The organism is Nocardia donostiensis (assembly GCF_002081715.1).
Classification (GTDB): domain Bacteria; phylum Actinomycetota; class Actinomycetes; order Mycobacteriales; family Mycobacteriaceae; genus Nocardia; species Nocardia donostiensis.
The window spans coordinates 51996-70279 of the sequence record NZ_MUKP01000022.1 but is presented as its reverse complement, the minus strand read 5'-3'; the positions used below and the strand labels follow the sequence as shown (position 1 = coordinate 70279).

The window sequence follows — 18284 nt, the reverse complement described above, 5'->3', positions numbered from 1 at the left end:
CTATCCTGTGGGGACGACCCGCTCGGTTGCACAGGCACGTAAGCCGCACGCCCGAAGCAAAGGCAGCAGGTAGGCAGACCCCACCCGGCCGCGCGACCACAGAAGCTACAGCACGGCCAAGCGAAGGCGGAGGTACGCTCAGGCGCCGAGCCCGTTGAGACCTGCGATCATGGCGCGGACCGAGGATTCGGCTCCATCAGCGGCGAGCGCGGCGCCCCAGCCGCGCCTGCCGTTGAACTCGCACCGGATGAAGGTGGCGGTGCCTGCACCGGTGCGTCGCTGATGGAACTGCAGGATTTCGACGGGGTAGCCGGCTTCGTAGAGCGCGGAGGTCATTGCCGCGACGGGGCTGCCCGCTGCGACGACCGTGCGCTCGTATCCGTTGAATCCGACGGTTGCGGTGAACGCACCGTTGCGGCTTCCGGTGGACGACCAGCCGGCGAGCCGGATCGGGCCGGTGCGGTCACAGTAACGCTCCCGGAATTGGTCCGGGGTCAGGCCTGCGCTTTCGGCTTTCAGGTGCCTGGGCGCGGCGGCGGTCAGTTCGTCGGTGGTAAAGGTCAGCATGGTCATATGCACGGAGGTCTCCCCGGAAAGAATGAGGTGGCGACCAGCAGAAAGTGAGTGGGCCCGCAGCGAGGGGGCCGGTCGGATCAGACCCCGCTACGGCGGGTTACTACGAGCAGTAGCCGACGCGCTGCCATCGCGGTAAGCGGAAGCACCACCGCACCGTCGCGATCGGCGACTTTCAGCGCGGCATTCTGGCCGTCGGCGGGATTCTGCACGCGATCGAGGATAAAGAGTTCGATGCCCGATGGCAACCATATTCGCGCACAGTTTCCCCTACCGACGAGTACTGTTCGCCCAGCTCACCGCCGGTCCCCGCGCGGGAAGACCGGCCACCGTGACCGGGCCGACACCTCGTCGAGCCTTCCGGTGATCACACCGAGACGACACGGATCGAGCCCGGTTCAGTGAGCAGCGGCGTCCCAGCTGCGTCCGGTACCGACGGAGACGTCCAGCGGTACCGACAGGTCGATGGCCGAGGACATCTGCTCGCGAGCCAGGCTCTCCAGTGCTTCGCGTTCACCTTCGGCGACCTCGAACACCAGCTCGTCGTGGATCTGCAGCAGCATCCGCGAACGCAGGCCTGCTTCGCGAACGGCGTTGTGCACGTTGATCATCGCCACCTTGATGATGTCTGCGGCGGTGCCCTGGATGGGGGCGTTGAGCGCCATCCGCTCGGCGGCCTCGCGGCGCTGCCGGTTGCTGTGGTCCAGGTCGGGCAGGTAGCGGCGGCGGCCGAACAGGGTTTGGGTGTAGCCGACCTTGCGGGCCTGCTCCACCACCTCGTGCAGGTAGTCGCGGATACCGCCGAACCGGGAGAAGTAGATCTCCATCTGTTCCTTGGCCTCCTGGGTGCTGATCCGCAACTGCGCGGACAGCCCGTAGGCGCTCAGCCCATAGGCCAGGCCATAGGACATGGCCTTGATCCGGCGCCGCAGCTCGGGGCTCACCTGCGAGATCGGGATCTCGAACGCCTTGGATGCCACGAAACTGTGCAGATCCTCCCCGGAGTTGAACGCCTCGATCAAGCCTTCGTCACCGGACAGGTGTGCCATGATCCGCATCTCGATCTGGCTGTAGTCGGCGGTCATCAGCGATGCGTAGCCGGAGCCGACGACGAAGGTGTCGCGGATCTGCCTGCCGGTATCGGTGCGGATCGGAATGTTCTGCAGATTCGGTTCGGTGGATGACAACCGGCCGGTGGCGGCGATGGTCTGGTTGAACGTGGTGTGGATGCGGCCGTCGTCGGCGACGGATTTGAGCAGGCCGTCCACGGTCACCTTGAGCCGGGTGGCGTCGCGGTGGGCGAGCAGATGCGCCAGGAACGGATGCTCGGTCTTTTCGTACAGCGATTCCAGCGCGTCGGCATCGGTGGTGTAGCCGGTTTTGGTGCGTTTGGTCTTGGGCATGTCGAGCTCGTCGAACAGCACCACCTGTAGCTGTTTGGGCGAACCGAGGTTGATCTGTTTGCCGATCACCGCGTAAGCGGCATTGGCAGCGTCGGCGACCTTGTCGGCGAACTGACGCTGCAGCGCCTCCAGCTGGGCGATATCGACCGCGATCCCGGCGTCCTCCAACTCGGCGAGCACCGCGAGCAGCGGTAGCTCCATCTCGTCGAGCAGGGCGGTGGATTCGATCTTGTCCAGTTCGGTGTCGAGCGCGTCGGCCAGGTCGGCGACCGCACGGGCACGCAACATCTCGTTGTCCGCCAGTTCGGTGTCGACGGCGTCTTCCTCGTCGAGCAGCGACAGCTGCGGCGTGTCGTCGATTTCGGTGCGCAGCTCCCGGCGCAGGTAACGCAGCGACAGGTCTTCGAGATTGAAACTACGCTGACCGGGCCGGACCAGATACGCGGCCAGCGCGGTATCGCTGGCCAGCCCGGCCAGGACCCAGCCCCGCCCACGCAGCGCATGGATCACGCATTTGGCTTCGTGCGCAGCTTTACGCGGAGCCGGGTCGGCCAGCCAGGCGCCGAGCGCGGCCTCGTCTTCGGGGGTCAGCGCGGTGACGTCGATATAGGCGCCTTCACCGTCCGCGGCGGCGAGGGCGAGCGCGCGGACGTCCCCCCGGCCGGGCAGCCCGCTACCCGTTACCGAAATGCCGTGGCGGGCACCGGCCTTCGCGTGATCGGCGAGCCAATCCGCGACGCTGCCCGGGGCGAGCGCCCGACCGCTGATCTGGAAACCCGTTTCGGCCTCCGGGGTCGGCGGGGCCAGCGTTTCGAACAGCCGGTCACGCAGCACCCGGAACTCGAGATCGTCGAACAGGTGGTGGATACGTTCCCGGTCCCACGGGCCCTGCGCCAACTGGTCGGGGGCATAGGGCAGCGGGACGTCGCGCACCATTTCGGTGAGCTGCCGGTTGAGCACTACACTGCTCAGGTTGGCCCGCAGCGCGTCGCCGACCTTGCCGCGCACCTGATCGACCTTCTCCACCAGCGTGTCCAGGTCGCCGTATTCGCGGATCCATTTCGCGGCGGTCTTCTCCCCTACGCCGGGGATACCGGGCAGGTTGTCGCTCGGGTCGCCGCGCAATGCCGCGTAGTCGGGGTACTGCGCCGGGGTGAGACCGTATTTGGCCTGCACTTCCTCCGGGGTGAAACGGGTGAGTTCGGAGACGCCCTTGCGCGGGTACAGGACGGTGACATCGTCGTTGACCAACTGGATGGAGTCACGGTCGCCGGTGACGATGAGCACCCGGTACCCCTGTGGCACCGCCTGGGTGGCGAGGGTGGCGATCACATCGTCGGCCTCGTAACCCTCGATCGCCAGCACCGGGATGCCGAGCGCGCCGAGCACCTCCTGGGTGAGTTCGACCTGGCCACGGAACTCCTCTGGCGTGGTGATGCGGTTGGCCTTGTACTCCGGGTACGCCTCTACCCGGAAGGTTTTCCTGGACACGTCGAATGCGGCGGCGATATGCGTCGGCTGTTCGTCGCGCAGCAGGTTGATCAGCATTGCGGTGAAGCCGTACACCGCGTTCGTGGTCTGGCCGGTGACCGTTTTGAAGTTATCCGCGGGCAGCGCATAGAAAGCGCGGTAGGCCAGCGAATGACCGTCGAGTAGCAGCAGCGTGGGGCGAGCACCCGCGGCGGGATCGGACGCGGAGCCGCTGGTTGCCGGAGTGGATACGGAACGCTGGGCGGTCGTCGGTGAACTCACCCCCCAGAGTCTAGGGACCCCCACCGACAAGCCGGCCGGCCGACACCGGGTACGGGACAGAGTCACCCAGCCCAGCGGCCGGCGATCCGGGCGGAAAGGGGAACGGCGCCGTCACTGCGGGGTGAGATTCTCCAGTACCACTTCGGCAACCGCCTTCATGGTGGTGCGCCGGTCCATCGCGGTGCGCTGAATCCACTTGAACGCCTGCGGTTCCGACAACCCCTGAGTCTGCATCAGCACGCCTTTGGCCCGCTCGACGAGTTTGCGCGTCTCCAGACGTTCCGCGAGGTTGGCGACCTCGCTTTCCAAGGCGGTGATCTCATGGAACCGGCTGGCCGCCAATTCGATGGCGGGCACCAGATCCGATTTCGTGAACGGTTTCACCAAATAGGCCATCGCACCGGCATCCCGGGCGCGCTCCACCAGATCCCGCTGACTGAACGCAGTCAGGATCACCACAGGCGCAACCCGTTTGGACGCGATCTCCGCCGCCGCATCGATGCCGTCGCGGCGCGGCATCTTCACATCCATGATCACCAGATCGGGACGGTGCTCCACCGCCAGATCGACCGCCTGCTGGCCGTCACCTGCCTCACCGACCACCTGGTAGCCCTCTTCGGTCAGCATCTCGACCAGATCCATCCGGATCAACGCTTCGTCCTCGGCGACGACCACCCGCTTCGCCCCGGCGCCCGCAGTAGTGCTCATGAAAGACCCCTCTGGTTTCGATGCTCTGTCCCCGACCCGACAGACCGCGGGAACGACCGACGAACCCGGCCATCGATCCACCGTCGCGCAATCGAGTGATGTAGAGACTACCTTTCACCCCCGTGCACAACGCATATACCCAGCGTAAACCCGGATAACGTAGAAAAAGGCCAACCGGTTCGCCGAACGAACCCCCCACCCGCTATCATTTCCACCCGGTGCGCCGAGTTGGCGGAACTGGCAGACGCGACGGTCTCAAAAACCGTTGCCCGAAAGGGCGTGTGGGTTCGAGTCCCACACTCGGCACCATGTAGTGGGGGTGGTTTTCGCCCTCACTCGGTCCGAACCGGTCCACAGTGATCCGCGCACCGGCACAGGTAACCCATCTCACCGCTCGAACCCGCGAAGCACCCCCTCCGTACCCCTGAACAGGTGTAGGGGCGTGGACGAGCTGTGCGGAGGTGGCGGCGATGCGGGTGGACAGGGCGACGGTGGATCTGTCCGGATACCCGGACCTGGTGGTCATCTGCCTCGGTATGCGCGTGCGCACCCCCAAGGGCATGTTGCGGCTGCTCGGTGTCGGACCGTCGCTCTACCGCTCCCATCAGGAGCGCCCGGACGGGCTGCTGTTGCACGAGGACGTGATCTGGTCGCTGATACCGCCGCATTGGGGCGCCCGCCAATACTGGCGTGACCTGGACAGCCTGGAACGGTGGACCCGGTCGACGCCGCATCGCGACTGGTGGCGGCGCTTCCTGCGGGACTCCGGCGGGACCGGTTTCTGGCATGAGGCGTATTTCGTCCGCGGCGGCATCGACGCGGTGTACGACGATATGGGAGCCGCTGCCGGGCTGGCCCGTTTCGCGCCACTCGTCCCCGCCCGTGGCCCGATGTTCAGCACCCGAGAACGGATACTCGGCGAACCCGCGGCTACCCCGCCGGTGGTGAGCGAAACGGATTACTACTCGGGTGAATCCGGCCGCTGAACCGAACACCACGCCGCTGCGGTCGGCGCTGCTCTTTCGTGTACGGCACGCTACGCGCAGATGAATATGCGACGTGAGGTGTGTGATATCGAGCTTTACCCACTTCTGCCAGGTAATCAGGCGAATTACCGTAGCCGCATGCACGTCCTGTTCGTCTGCAACGGCAATGTGTGCCGTTCGGTGATCGCCGAACGACTCGCGCGCGCCATCGCAGTCGAATGCCGCCTCACCGGGCTCACCGCGGACAGCGCGGGCACCAGGGCACTCGTCGGTTTTCCGGTGGAACCGCTCGCCGCGGAAACCATCGCCGGGCTCGGCGCCGACCCGAGCAACTTCCGGGCACGCAAACTGAAACCGGAACATATCGACCGCGCCGACATTGTGCTCGCGATGACCGAGCAGATCCGCGACCAGGCCGCCGAGATGGCTTTCGGCGCCGCCGCACGCACCTTCACCCTGCTCGAAGCCCACCGGATCGCCAAGGTCACCGGCGCGCGCACGGTCGCCGATCTGCACCGGGCGCGCCATGATCTGGCGCTGGTGGGGCGGGAGAACATCGCCGACCCGGTCGGGCTGTCCGCCCACGCCTACTGCGAGGTCGGCGACCGGATCGCCGAGACGCTGCTGCCGCTGCTGCTGACACTGGCCGCCGGGATGTCCGAACCGCCCGTCGACGACCCGCGGCCGGGGCTGGTACTGCAGCCCAGCGCCGCGCCTGCGCCGCTGTCCGCACTGCTCGCGGCGCAGCGAACCGGGTGGTATGCCTGACGCCCGGTGCGGCGAGGTACTACACTCCCCCGCGAAACAACCACTGCCGTTGCAGGTTCGACACGACAGGACCCAGACATGCCGAAACGGATTTCGGATGTTTCGCTCCATGTATACGTGACACCGGAAACCCTCGAACGGATCGTCGACACCGTCCGCTCCGCGCTGGACGACCAACTACAGCATCGAGACGTCTTCGCCTGGCGTTTCACCCTCCCGGTCGCGCCTGACGACCCGATCCACCGCGCCCTCGGTGCCCGCTGGCGCCACAGCAACCCGGGCCGCGACCCCGCCGGTCACGCCACCTACGAGATCGCGCTCAGCCTGGTCGGCGACCCTGCCGAACTCACCGAAACCGCGGTGACAGCGCTCGAACACCGGCTCACCGCAGGGGTCGGCGCCGCCACCGGCATCGAGGTCCCGTTCACCATCAGCGCCAACCGACGCACCGACGTCGACCTGCATCTCACCCGCGAACGGATCTGAACCCTGCGCACACCGACATATTTCTTCCTGCTGGTCTTCGCCCTGTCGGTGCCGTTTCTCGTGGTCGGCGCGATCGCGGGCAGTATCCCCGGTCTGCCCAACGAACTGCCGTCGAGCGCGTTCATGTTCGTCTGCCCCGCCGTCGCCGCGTACCTCGTCGCTGGGCGCTCCGGACGCCGCGCGTTGACGAGGTGGGCATTGCGGATGGGCACGCCAGACGCGATGCCCTGGATCGCAGTGGCCCTCATGCTGGTCCCGGCGCTGCTGCTCCTCGCCTATACGCTGCTGTGGCTCGGCGGTGCGCACACCCACGCCGACCCTCCGTGGCGGATGCTGCCGGTTTTCCTGGTGGTCTTCCTGATCGCCGCGCTGGCTGAGGAGATCGGCTGGACAGGCTATGTTCTCGGCCCGCTGCGCCACCGGCTCGACGCCACCACCGCCGGACTGCTGCTCGGCCTGGTGTGGGCGGTGTGGCATCTGATCCCGCTGCTCCAGGTGGGACGTACCGTCGCGTGGATCGGCGGATGGTTCGTGTCCACCGTGGCGCTGCGGGTGCTCATCGTCTCCGTGTATGAAGCGTCGGGCGGCCTGGCGCTGACCGCGACAACCGTCCATGCCACGTCCAATGTCGGGAGTTCGCTGTTTCCCGGCTACACCACTGCGCCGGCGATGTGGGTGGTGGGCATGGTGACCGCGGCCGCCGCGCTGTTCTGCGTCCTCCTACGATCTTCCGCCGTCACCTGCCCGCCCGGCTCGGTGCGGCCACAGCGAAGGCGGAGGTACGCATAAAGCGCACGGCCGAAGCGAAGGCGGAGGTACGCACGTCTAACTGCGGGACGGGAAGTGCCGAATCACGCCCTCCTGCACCGTGGTGGCCAGCAAATCACCGCTGCGGGAGTAGAAGCGGCCGGTAGCCAGCCCACGTGAGCCTGCGGCAACGGGGGATTCGGTGGCGTACAGCGCCCACTCGTCGAAGCGGAACGGGCGGTGGAACCAGATGGAATGGTTGACCGTCGCTGCAACGATGCGGTCCAGTCCCCAGGACAGCCCGTGGGTGGTGATGATCGAATCCAGCACCGTGGTGTCGGAGGAGTAGCCGAGTGCCGCGACGTGGATCAGCGGGTCGTCGGGTAGTTCGCCGTCGGCGCGCATCCACACACGGTTGTGGTTGAGCCGTTCGCCGGTGCTCTTCAGCAGCCAGGACGGATCGTTCGTGTAGCGCATATCGATCGGATGCGGCGCCTTGACGAACATCTCCAGCTTGTCTTCCAGGCCGACGAAGGTCTCCTCGATCCGCGGCAGCACCTCCGGGCCGGGTACTTCCGGCTGGGCGTGCGCGTGCTCCAGCCCTTTACCCCAGTCTTGGAACGCGGCCAGCATGACGAACAGTTCCTGCCCGTCCTGGCTGGCGGTGACCGTGCGGTTGGCGAAGGCGCGGCCGTCGCGGTGCCGGTCCACCCGGTATTCGATCGGCTTCTTCACATCGCCGCCGCGTACGAAATGCGCGTTGATCGCGTGCACCGGGCGGTCGCCGACAGTGCGGCCCGCCGCGATGATCGCCTGCGCCACCAGCTGGCCACCGAAGGTGCGGCTCCACACTTTTTCCGGATGTCTGCCGAGGAAGACGTCCTCGCCGACTTCCTCCAGATCGAGCAGGTCCAGCAGCACGTGCAGGTCGGACCGCTCGGTCCCGATAGCGGGCCGGGCAGTATCCAGCGAAACGGTCACGACGCCACCTCGTTGCGTTCACTCACTAGTGGTCCTCCTCGCCGATGCGGTGTACATGGATCAGGTTGGTGGAACCGACGGTACCGGGTGGCGAGCCCGCCACGATGACGACCAGATCGCCTTTCTGGTAGCGGTTCATCGTCAGCAGCGCCTGATCGACCTGTTTGATCATTGCGTCAGTGGTATCGACGGTCGGCACGATGAACGTTTCGGTACCCCAGGTGAGCGCAAGCTGGCTGCGTACCTCCGGCAGCGGGGTGAACGCCAGCAGCGGCAGCGGGGTGTGCAGCCGAGCGAGCCTGCGCACGGTATCGCCGGACTGGGTGAACGCGACCAGCGCCTTGGCGTTCAGACGTTCACCGATATCGCGGGCGGCGTAGGAGATGACGCCGCGTTTGGTGCGCGGTACGTGCGTCAGCGGCGGCACCCGGGTCGATTCGGTTTCCACCGCGTGCACGATGCGGGACATGGTGCGCACCGTTTCGATCGGGTATTTGCCGACCGAGGTTTCTCCCGAGAGCATCACCGCGTCCGCGCCGTCGAGCACCGCGTTGGCCACATCGGAGGCCTCGGCGCGAGTAGGACGCGAGTTCTCGATCATCGACTCCAGCATCTGGGTGGCGACGATAACGGGTTTCGCGTTCTCCCTGGCCATTTGGATGGCCCGCTTCTGCACGATCGGAACCTGCTCCAGCGGCAGCTCGACGCCGAGGTCACCGCGCGCGACCATCACTGCGTCGAAAGCGAGCACCACGGCCTCGAGATTGTCGATCGCTTCGGGCTTCTCCAGTTTGCCGACCACCGGCACCCGGCGCCCGACCCGGTCCATCACATCGTGCACCAGCTCCACATCCGCGGGCGATCGCACGAATGACAGGGCGATGAAGTCCACGCCCAGTTTCAGCGCGAACTCGAGATCCTCGATGTCCTTGTCCGACAACGCCGGAACCGAGACATCCATCCCGGGCAGCGATACACCCTTGTTGTTGCTGACCGGGCCCCCCTCGGTGACCCGGCAGACGACGTCGTTGCCCTCGACGGCGGTCACGGTGAGCCCGACCTTGCCGTCGTCGACCAGCAGCCGATCGCCCGGTTTGGCGTCGGTGGCCAGCTCCTTGTATGTGGTGGAGACCCGGTCGTGCGTGCCGTCGATCTCGTCGACGGTGATGCGCACCTCTTCCCCGGTCGCCCACACGGTGCGCCCTTCGAGGAACCGGCCGAGTCGGATCTTCGGTCCCTGCAGATCGGCGAGGATGCCGACGGCCCGGCCGATATGGTCGGAGGCCTGCCGCACTTTCTTGTAGTTCTCGGCATGGTCGGAGTGCTCGCCGTGGCTGAAATTCAGCCGCGCCACGTCCATACCGCTCTCGACGAGTTCTCGAATACGGTCCTCGGTGGCAGTGGCCGGGCCGAGGGTGCACACAATCTTCGTCCGTCGCATCACGAGTCGAGCCTAGTCATCCCGGACCGCGACGGCGCGCTGTGCCCGCGGGGGACACAGAAGAAGACCATCATGTTCACCACCTATCAGTCGCGCAGCGGGCGGCCGTACTGGTCGGTCACCTTGCCCATCAGCATCATGATGCCGTCGATGAACGGCCAGATACCGCCGATACCGCAGGTCAGCCAGGTGGCGGCGATCTGCCAGACCGCGATGCTCGTGTGGCCGGTGTAGAACCGTCCGACACCGAAACCCCCGAGGAAGATCTGCAGCAGCCCGGCCAGCACCTTCTGCTTATCGGAGAACGGCACACCATACATGTCCCGGCCGTAGGGGGCTTCCGGATCGCCGGGATTGTAGCCCGGCATCGGGGCCGGGTAGCCGTACCCGCCGCCCGCGTACGGCTGTTGCGCGTTGGGGCCGCCCGGATAGGGCTGCTGATACTGCGGCTGCTGATACTGCTGGCCGCTGTCGTGCTTGCCCAGATCTGGACCAGTTCCGGGCGGGCCGTACTGCGGCCCACTCGGGTAGTTCTGGTACGGATCCGTCATGGTTTCTCCTTCTTTCCAGCCCCCACCTCGGAGGACATCCGTCACCCGCGGCAGCTGCGGATAAGGTCTGCAAGATTCTGCCTGAGTATCGCGGCAGACGCTCGATTCGTCACAGCACGCCGCTGCCGCCCACGGCTCGAACCGTGGGCGGCACGCCAGGACAGATCAGTATTTATCGGCGGTACTCACTGCAGAGGTGGTCTTCCGGCCGATGATCTCGTCAGAGATGACGTCGTCTGATGACTCGTCCTGCGCCTGCCTGTCCGGATCGGCAGCAGCGTGGTCGGAATCGGTGGTAGTGGCAGTAGTCGATCCCTGCGTTGCCGAGCCCACATCGTTCGGTTCGGTTTCCGCATCATCCGGCGGCGATACCGCGCCCGATTCGTCGGCCGTGTCCGATTCCTGTTCGTCAGCTGCGGCGGTGGCCGACCCGGCCTCGGTATCGGCGGGTTTTCCGGCTTCCCGCAGCGCGCCGAATTGCCACGGCCACGGCCGGGGACCTCCGCCGGGCCGCAGCACACCGGGCGCTTCCCGGCCCCGGGTCGCCAGCAGGAAGTAGGCGATCGCGGCGAGGAAGACCAGTGCCGCGGTGAACGAGTTGATGCGGATACCGGCGATCTGAGTGGCCTCGTCGTCACGCATGAGTTCGACGAAGAAACGGCCGAAACTGTATCCGGCGACGTACAGCGCGAACAGGCGGCCGTGCCCGATTCGGTAGCGGCGATCGATCAGCACCAGCAGCACCACCACGAACACGTTCCACAGCAGTTCGTAGAGGAACGTCGGGTGCACGACCTTCAGCACTTCTCCAGAGGAGACGCCGTTCATCATGTCGAGCTGACCGGCGTCGTCGAAACGCAGGAAGATCTGCAGACCCCACGGCACGTCGGTTTCCCGGCCGTAGAGTTCCTGATTGAAGTAGTTACCGAGACGGCCGATGGCCTGGGCGAGCAGGATCGGCGGCGCGATCGCGTCACCGAGGGCGGGTAACGGAACTTTGTAGACGCGGCAGCCGATCCAGGCGCCGACAGCGCCGAAGAACACCGCGCCCCAGATCCCGAGGCCGCCCTGATAGATCTTCAGCGCGTCCAGGGGGTCGCCGTCGGGGCCGAAATACTTCTGCCAATCGGTGGCCACGTGATAGAGCCTGCCGCCGATCAGCCCGAACGGGACCGCGAACACGGCGACGTCGAGCACAGTGCCCTTGTCGCCGCCGCGTTCCTGCCAGCGCCGCTCACCCCACCAGACGGCGACGATGATGCCCGCAATGATGCACAACGCGTAGGCCCGCAACGGGAACGGCCCCAACTGCCATACGCCCTGCGGTGGGCTGGGCAGGTAGGCGAGCACGTCCGCGGTGGCGGCATGCTGCGTGTGTTCTGCGAAGGCTCCGTTGCTCAGGACAGTGTCGGCCAGCGCTCGTAAGGTCACGGGGCCACGGTAGTCGAGCCCATCCCGATCGCAAGTTCCGCGGTCGGTCGGCTGGTTCCGTGTCCGGGTTCGGCTAGGTAGCGACCGCCGCCGAGCGCACACCCTCGGCGAGTTCGCGCGTTATCGCGCGGACCGCGTCCAACCCGGCGGGGACGGCGCTGACGATCGCCGAGCCGACGATCACTCCGTCGGCGTAGGTGGCGATTTCAGCTGCCTGGGCGCCGGAGCGCACACCGAGTCCGACGCCGATCGGGATATCGCTGTGAGCGCGGATGCGGCCGCACAGTTGCGGCGCCATCGACGACACTGCATCGCGGGCACCGGTGACACCCATCGTGGAGGCCGCGTACACGAACCCGGAACTCGCCTCGATGGTGGAGACGAGGCGTTCCTCGGTAGACGACGGGGCAACCAGGAAGATGCGATCCAGATCGTGCGCGGCGGAGGCGGCGAACCATTCGTCGGCTTCGTCGGGGATCAGGTTCGGCGTGATGATGCCCGCGCCGCCCGCGGCGGCCAGGTCGCGGGCGAACCGGTCGACACCGTATTTGAGCACCGGGTTCCAGTAGCTCATCACCACCGCCTGCGCACCGGCAGCGGTGATCGACTCCACCACCGAGAACACGTCACGCACCCGCACGCCGCCGCGCAGCGCTTGCTCCGCGGCGGCCTGAATGGTCGGCCCGTCCATCACCGGATCGGAATAGGCCACGCCGACTTCGATGATGTCGCAACCGGCTTCGACCATGGCCCGGCATACGTCGACGGAGCCGGACAGATCCGGATAGCCTGCAGGCATATAACCGATGAGCGCGGCGCGGTTGTCGTTGCGGCAGGCGGCGAAGGTTCCGGCGAGTCGGGACGGGGTGCTCACCGGTTGTTCTCCTTACCGCTGTAGTCTCCGGATGCGTCGCTGCCGGGTTCGGCGTCGATCAGCCCGAACCAGCGGGCCGCGGTGTCCATATCCTTGTCGCCGCGGCCGGACAGGTTCACCAGAATGATTGCGCCGGAGCCGAGTTCTTTGCCGAGTTCCAGCGCACCTGCCACCGCGTGCGCGGATTCGATCGCCGGGATGATGCCTTCGGCGCGGCTGAGCAGCAGCAGCGCATCCATCGCGGCGGTATCGGTGACCGGCCGGTATTCGGCGCGGCCGGTGTCCTTGAGGTGGGCGTGTTCGGGGCCGACACCGGGATAGTCCAGACCCGCGGAGATCGAATGCGATTCGATGGTCTGGCCGTCCTCGTCCTGCAGCAGATACGAGTACGCGCCCTGGAATGCGCCGGGCGAGCCGCCGGTGAAGGTGGCCGCATGCCTGCCGGTTTCCACCCCGTCGCCCGCTGCTTCGAAGCCGACGAGCCGGACGCCTGCGTCGTCGATGAACGGATGGAAGATGCCGATCGCATTGGAGCCGCCACCCACACAGGCGGCGACCGCGTCGGGCAGCCTGCCGGTCAGCGCACGCACCTGCGCGCGCGCCTCCAAGCCGACGATGCGCTGGAAATCGCGCACCATGGCCGGGAAGGGATGTGGCCCGGCGGCGGTGCCGAAACAGTAGTAGGTGTCCTCGGCGTGGGAGACCCAGTCGCGCAGCGCTTCGTTGATGGCGTCCTTGAGGGTCTGCGAGCCGAGGGTCACCGAGACGACCTCGGCGCCCAGCAGCCGCATGCGGGCCACATTCAGTGCCTGCCGGGCGGTGTCGACGGCACCCATGTAGACCACGCAGTCGAGCCCGAGCAGGGCGCAAGCCGTTGCGGTGGCGACACCGTGCTGACCCGCGCCGGTTTCGGCGATGATCCGGGTCTTGCCCATCCGCTTGGCCAGCAGCGCCTGACCCAGCACATTGTTGATCTTGTGCGAGCCGGTGTGGTTGAGGTCCTCGCGTTTGAGCAGGATGCGTGCACCGCCCGCATGCTCGGACAGCCGGAGGCATTCGTACACCGGCGAGGGGCGGCCGGTGTAGTCGCGCTGCAGCCGGTCCAGTTCGTTGAGGAACGCCGGGTCGATCCGGGCTTTGTCGTATTCGGCGGTGACCTCTTCGATCACCGCCATCAACGCCTCGGGCACATGTCTGCCGCCGTAGACGCCGAAATGCCCGCCCGGGTCAGGTTCGTGGCCGGTGCGCTGGGACAGACCGGCGCTGGCCCGGGGCAGCTCGGCGCCGGGCCGGATGTCGTCGGCCCCCATCATCGGCCCCGGCGCGCCGGTTTGGGGCAGGACGGGTGGGTGCCCGCAGTCACCAGCTCCGATACCGCGGCACGCGGATCACCGCTGGTCACCAGGCCCTCGCCGACCAGCACCGCGTCAGCGCCCGCACCGGCATAGGCCAGCAGGTCGGCGGTGCCGCGCACCCCGGACTCGGCGATCCGCACGACCTCGGTCGGCAGACCGGGCGCGATCCGGGCGAAGCAGTCGCGATCCACCTCGAGGGTTTTGAGGTTGCGGGCGTTGACGCCGATCACCGTGGCGCCCGCGTTCAGCGCGCGGTCGGCTTCCTCCTCGGTGTGCACCTCGACCAGGGCCGTCATCCCGAGCGATTCGGTGCGGTCGATGAGTGAGCTGAGCGTGTCCTGTTCCAGCGCAGCCACGATCAGCAGGATGACGTCGGCGCCGTGCGCACGCGCCTCATGGATCTGGTACGGGCCAACCACGAAATCCTTGCGCAGCACCGGGGTGTTCACGGTGGCGCGGACGGCGTCCAGGTCGTCGAGAGAACCATGGAACCGACGTCCCTCGGTGAGGACACTGATGATGCGCGCTCCGCCGTCTTCATAGGCCTTGGCAAGGCTGGCCGGGTCGGTGATCGCGGCCAGCGCGCCCTTGGAGGGGCTGGCCCGTTTCACCTCGGCGATCACACCGATGCCGTCTTCGAGCAGGGCGGCCTTCGCGTCCAGCGGCGGCGGCGCGGCGGCTGCGGCCGCTTTGATCGCCGGGAAATCCACCAGGGCTTCCCGAGTGGCCACATCCGCGCGGACCCCGTCGAGAATCGAGTCGAGTACCGTCATCTGGCTCGAATCCTTTCTGGGGAGACGCTGGTTACTGCCTGAGAATTCCCCCAGGCGCTGTCTCACCGATGCTGATCAAGAGTAATTGGGACGATGTGACGGGTTCGATCCGGGGTTGACAGGAGGGTTGCGGGCACCCCTGTGATGTGCTGGCGTAACAGGTCAACTCCCATTACGGCTCGCCACACCCACCTGCGCGCCGACCACACGGCCCGCGATTTCGATGCGGTACCCACCGGTGCGGCCCGCTTTCCCCACGCAGCAGGCACAGTGCACCCCAGCCCACTGTCCGCCTTGCGGCATTGTTCCCCAGAACGATCCACGGCGCGGAAGGTCGCATCACCGCGTCTCCCGGCCACCCTTCTGGGAGCCGGGCCGATCCACCTCGTCGATGCTACCTGCCTCCACAGTGGGGCCAGTAGGGCCGGTGGGGCCGGTGCCCGCTGCGGTGCCGGGATTCTCCGGGTTTTGGTCGGTGGGGTCGGTGCCCGCGTCGAGGGCATCCCACAGCACGCGTTCCGACAGCGGTTCGTTCGCCCCTGCCGAGCCTGCCGGACCGGCGGCACGACCTGTCACCAGATCGGTGGCGGCGGCGCGCCGGAATACCGGGTTGTCGTATTTGCCGGACAATCGCGCGGTGCGCTCGGACATCCTGGCCAGCAGCACGCCTGCCGCGAACGCCGCGAGAGCACCCACGACGGTGAGCACGGGGGGACCGTTCGCGGTCACCACCTCGTCGACATGCGCCCGGCCCGGTAGCTCGGCCAGCGTAGCGGCGCGTTCGGCGGTGGCGCCGGAACCGGTGAGCAGCGCGAGCGCCGGCACCGCCGTCACGGCGGCCACCAGCGCAACTACCACGCCGACCAGGCGGCGCAGCCAACCGCGGGTGGCCAGCACCGCAGCGATCGCCGCGAGCAGCACCAGCGCCAGCGGCGTGAGCGCGGCGAACCAGACGCCGCCGCCCAGGTGGTCGGTCCGCGGTTCGGTGAGCCCGTCCGAGGACATGACGGTGACCCAGGTCAGCCGGGACGCGCCCCAGAGGGCGGCCGCGGCCACCGCGAGCAGCACGATGGCGCCGACCGGGTACCGGCGCGCCGGTGCAGCGGCTGCCACATCATCAGCGGAGTCGGCGGCGGTTGGAGTCACGCGGTCGGCATGCTGAGCGTCCTGCGGATCAGCCTCGCCGCTCGCGCTCGGGCCGGGCGGCATCGGCTCGGCTCGTTCGGGGTGCCGCCGGCGCGGATCGGGGGCCGGTGCTGCGTCCGAGCTGGTCATGACGTGCCTCTTGCTGCCTTCGCGCCATTCTTTCTGTTGCCGGCCAGGACCGCCTGCCCCGGCGATTTCGCCTGCCCGTCCGGACGGTACGCGGACTCGCCGAAAGCACGGACGGTTTCCGCGGCGGCAACGGCACGCAGCACGGCCATCGCCTTGTTCCGTGACTCGGTGTCCTCGTATTCGGCCTCGGAATCGGCGACCACGCCCGCGCCTGCCTGGACGTAGGCGGTGCCGTCTTTGAGCAGGGCGGTGCGAATAGCGATCGCGGTATCGGCGTCACCGGCGAAATCGAGGTAGCCGACTACACCGCCGTACACCCCGCGCCGGGTGGGTTCGAGTTCCTCGATCAGCTCCATGGCCCGCACCTTCGGCGCGCCGGACAGAGTTCCTGCGGGAAAACAGGCGCGCACGGCGTCCAAGGCGATCCGGCCCGGCGCGAGCCGCCCGGTCACGGTGGACACCAGGTGCATGACGTGGCTGTAACGCTCGACGTGGCGATATTCGGTGACCCGCACCGTGCCGGGCTGGCAGACCCGGCCGAGGTCGTTGCGGCCCAGATCGACGAGCATGAGGTGTTCGGCGTTCTCCTTCTCGTCGGCGAGCAGGCCCTTTTCCAGCAGCAGATCGTCGGATTCGGTGGCGCCGCGCCAGCGGGTACCCGCGATCGGGTGTGTGGTCGCCACCCCGTCCTGCACGGTGACCAGGGATTCGGGGCTGGATCCGACGACGGAGAACGCGGTGCCACCGTCGCCGTCGGGGATGTGCAGCAGGAACATGTACGGGCTCGGGTTGGACGCCCGCAGCATCCGGTACAGGTCGATGGGGGCACCGTCGTAGTCCATCTCGAAACGTTGCGACAGCACCACCTGGAACGCTTCGCCCGCCTCGATCTCTTCGACCAGCCTGCGCACCCCGGCCCCGTACTCCTCGGTGGTCCTGGCGCGCCGGTACTCGGGTTCTGGCTGGTCGAAGGTGGACACAGTGGAGGGTGCCGGCGCGGCGAGCGCAGCGGTCATCCGGTCCAGGCGGGCGAGGGCATCATCGTAGGCTTCGTCGACATGTTCGGCGGTGCCGTTCCAGTTGACGGCGTTGGCGATGAGGGTGATAGCGCCCTCGTGATGGTCGAATGCGGCGAGGTCGGTGGCCAGCAGCAGCACCATTTCCGGCAGCTGCAGATCGTCGGCGGCGATACTGGGCAGCCGTTCCATGCGCCGCACCGCGTCGTAGCCGAGGTAGCCGACCATGCCGCCGGTGAGCGGCGGCAGGCCGGGCAGGCGTTCGGTGCGCAGCAGTTCCAGAGTGTCGCGCAGCGCCTCTAGCGGGTCGCCGCCCGATGGTGCGCCCGCGGGCGTCGCGCCCAGCCAGGTCGCTTCGCCGTCGACGACGGTCAGCGCGGACGGACTGCCCGCCCCGATGAACGACCATCGCGACCAGGAGCGCCCGTTTTCCGCGGATTCGAAGAGGAAGGTCCCCGCCCGGTCACCGGCCAATTTGCGGTAGGCCGACAGCGGGGTCTCCGAATCCGCCAGCACCTTCCTGGTCACCGGGACCACCCGGTGGGCGGCGGCCAGTTCGTGGAAGGTCTCGCGGGTCGTGGTGGAGGGAGTCGACGCGCCGTGCATCCGACCATCATCCCAGTCGGGTCACCGGCCGTTCGGCGCACCCCGCCCGCCGCGGTGGGGTGGGTAGTGTCCCGGTATGCAGATAGGCCAGCTCGCTCCGGAATTCGAGCTCCCCGACCAGTCCGGCACCGTGCGTTCTCTCGGGGAACTGCTCGCCGAGGGCCCGCTCGTGTTGTTCTTCTACCCGGCCGCCAACACCCCGGTATGCACCGCTGAGGCGTGCCATTTCCGGGATCTGACCGCGGAGTTCACCGAGCTGGGCGCCTCCTGCGCCGGGATGAGCACCGACGCCGTACCGACCCAGGCCGGCTTCGCCGCAGCGCAGCGGCTGGGCTACCCGCTGCTGTCGGATGCCGATGGCTCGGTGGCCGCCGAGTTCGGGGTCAAGCGGGGGCTGCTGGGCCCACTGATGCCGGTGAAGCGGCGGACCTTCGTCATCGACCGGGACCGGACCATCCTGGCCGTCATCAGCGGTGAACTACGCGCCCATGGGCACGCCGACACCGCCTTGCGGGTGCTGCGCGAGCGCCAGGGAACCTGATCCGCAACAAGCCCGCT

The 18284-nt window shown here is 67.4% G+C and carries 18 protein-coding genes and 1 tRNA gene; 6 read left to right on the top strand and 13 right to left on the bottom strand.

The features are described 5' to 3' along the window. Positions 1–138: 138 nt before the first annotated feature. The 4 genes from B0T44_RS16010 to B0T44_RS16000 form a co-directional block, all read right to left on the bottom strand. On the bottom strand, positions 139–573 hold the full coding sequence (locus B0T44_RS16010; RefSeq protein ID WP_077119932.1) for an alpha-isopropylmalate synthase regulatory domain-containing protein: 435 nt from the start codon (positions 571–573) through the stop codon (positions 139–141). 80 nt (positions 574–653) lie between these two features. Next, positions 654–785: a hypothetical protein gene (locus B0T44_RS28065; protein WP_254893685.1), complete on the bottom strand. Its 132-nt coding sequence runs from the start codon at positions 783–785 to the stop codon at positions 654–656. A gap of 186 nt (positions 786–971) precedes the next feature. After that, positions 972–3728, bottom strand: a complete 2757-nt coding sequence (gene polA / locus B0T44_RS16005) for a DNA polymerase I (protein WP_077119931.1) — start codon at positions 3726–3728, stop codon at positions 972–974. Positions 3729–3839: 111 nt separating this feature from the next. Continuing rightward, positions 3840–4436 (bottom strand): ANTAR domain-containing response regulator, encoded by a 597-nt coding sequence (locus tag B0T44_RS16000; protein WP_077119930.1) that lies wholly within the window; start codon positions 4434–4436, stop codon positions 3840–3842. 222 nt (positions 4437–4658) lie between these two features. Here B0T44_RS16000 and B0T44_RS15995 point away from each other — a divergent pair. The 5 genes from B0T44_RS15995 (at position 4659) to B0T44_RS15975 (ending at position 7465) form a co-directional block, all read left to right on the top strand. Beyond that, positions 4659–4745: transfer RNA gene (locus B0T44_RS15995), tRNA-Leu, on the top strand. A 161-nt stretch (positions 4746–4906) separates the two neighbouring features. Further along, on the top strand, positions 4907–5422 hold the full coding sequence (locus B0T44_RS15990; protein ID WP_077120042.1) for a monooxygenase family protein: 516 nt from the start codon (positions 4907–4909) through the stop codon (positions 5420–5422). Positions 5423–5560: 138 nt separating this feature from the next. Beyond that, positions 5561–6190 (top strand): arsenate reductase/protein-tyrosine-phosphatase family protein, encoded by a 630-nt coding sequence (locus B0T44_RS15985; RefSeq protein WP_077119928.1) that lies wholly within the window; start codon positions 5561–5563, stop codon positions 6188–6190. Positions 6191–6268: 78 nt separating this feature from the next. Further along, complete coding sequence (locus tag B0T44_RS15980) at positions 6269–6676, top strand: hypothetical protein (RefSeq protein ID WP_077119926.1); 408 nt, start codon at positions 6269–6271, stop codon at positions 6674–6676. A 48-nt stretch (positions 6677–6724) separates the two neighbouring features. Beyond that, positions 6725–7465 carry a CPBP family intramembrane glutamic endopeptidase gene (locus tag B0T44_RS15975; RefSeq protein WP_077119923.1) on the top strand — a complete coding sequence of 247 codons (741 nt, stop codon included), beginning with the start codon at positions 6725–6727 and terminating at the stop codon, positions 7463–7465. A gap of 36 nt (positions 7466–7501) precedes the next feature. Here the strand turns inward: B0T44_RS15975 and B0T44_RS15970 are convergent, their stop codons facing one another. The 9 genes from B0T44_RS15970 to B0T44_RS15930 all read right to left on the bottom strand — a co-directional run bounded on the left by B0T44_RS15970 (position 7502) and on the right by B0T44_RS15930 (position 17726). Then, entirely contained in the window at positions 7502–8404 is a 903-nt protein-coding gene (locus B0T44_RS15970) for an acyl-CoA thioesterase (RefSeq protein ID WP_245839562.1), read from the bottom strand. A 25-nt stretch (positions 8405–8429) separates the two neighbouring features. Further along, on the bottom strand, positions 8430–9848 hold the full coding sequence (pyk, locus tag B0T44_RS15965; RefSeq protein ID WP_175648102.1) for a pyruvate kinase: 1419 nt from the start codon (positions 9846–9848) through the stop codon (positions 8430–8432). 83 nt (positions 9849–9931) lie between these two features. Further along, the gene (locus tag B0T44_RS15960) at positions 9932–10396 is read right to left on the bottom strand and encodes a TM2 domain-containing protein (RefSeq protein ID WP_077119919.1); all 465 of its coding nucleotides are present in this window, start codon (positions 10394–10396) and stop codon (positions 9932–9934) included. A gap of 165 nt (positions 10397–10561) precedes the next feature. Next, positions 10562–11797, bottom strand: coding sequence for a prolipoprotein diacylglyceryl transferase (gene lgt / locus B0T44_RS15955; protein WP_081512200.1), 1236 nt, complete (start codon positions 11795–11797; stop codon positions 10562–10564). Between the two features lie 103 nt (positions 11798–11900). After that, positions 11901–12701, bottom strand: a complete 801-nt coding sequence (gene trpA, locus B0T44_RS15950; RefSeq protein ID WP_077119917.1) for a tryptophan synthase subunit alpha — start codon at positions 12699–12701, stop codon at positions 11901–11903. Further along, positions 12698–14014: a tryptophan synthase subunit beta gene (trpB, locus tag B0T44_RS15945; RefSeq protein ID WP_245839561.1), complete on the bottom strand. Its 1317-nt coding sequence runs from the start codon at positions 14012–14014 to the stop codon at positions 12698–12700. Before trpB ends, trpA begins: the two co-directional genes overlap by 4 nt. Further along, complete coding sequence (gene trpC / locus B0T44_RS15940) at positions 14011–14829, bottom strand: indole-3-glycerol phosphate synthase TrpC (RefSeq protein ID WP_077119915.1); 819 nt, start codon at positions 14827–14829, stop codon at positions 14011–14013. Before trpC ends, trpB begins: the two co-directional genes overlap by 4 nt. Positions 14830–15168: 339 nt before the next feature. Next, complete coding sequence (locus tag B0T44_RS15935; protein ID WP_254854230.1) at positions 15169–16104, bottom strand: TIGR02234 family membrane protein; 936 nt, start codon at positions 16102–16104, stop codon at positions 15169–15171. Beyond that, the gene (locus tag B0T44_RS15930) at positions 16101–17726 is read right to left on the bottom strand and encodes an anthranilate synthase component I (protein ID WP_245839560.1); all 1626 of its coding nucleotides are present in this window, start codon (positions 17724–17726) and stop codon (positions 16101–16103) included. Before B0T44_RS15930 ends, B0T44_RS15935 begins: the two co-directional genes overlap by 4 nt. Before the next feature lie 76 nt (positions 17727–17802). Between B0T44_RS15930 and B0T44_RS15925 the strand changes: the two genes are divergently transcribed. After that, a complete protein-coding gene (locus B0T44_RS15925; protein ID WP_077119913.1) occupies positions 17803–18267 on the top strand; it encodes a peroxiredoxin in 465 nt (154 codons plus the stop codon). The last annotated feature ends 17 nt before the right edge of the window (positions 18268–18284 follow it).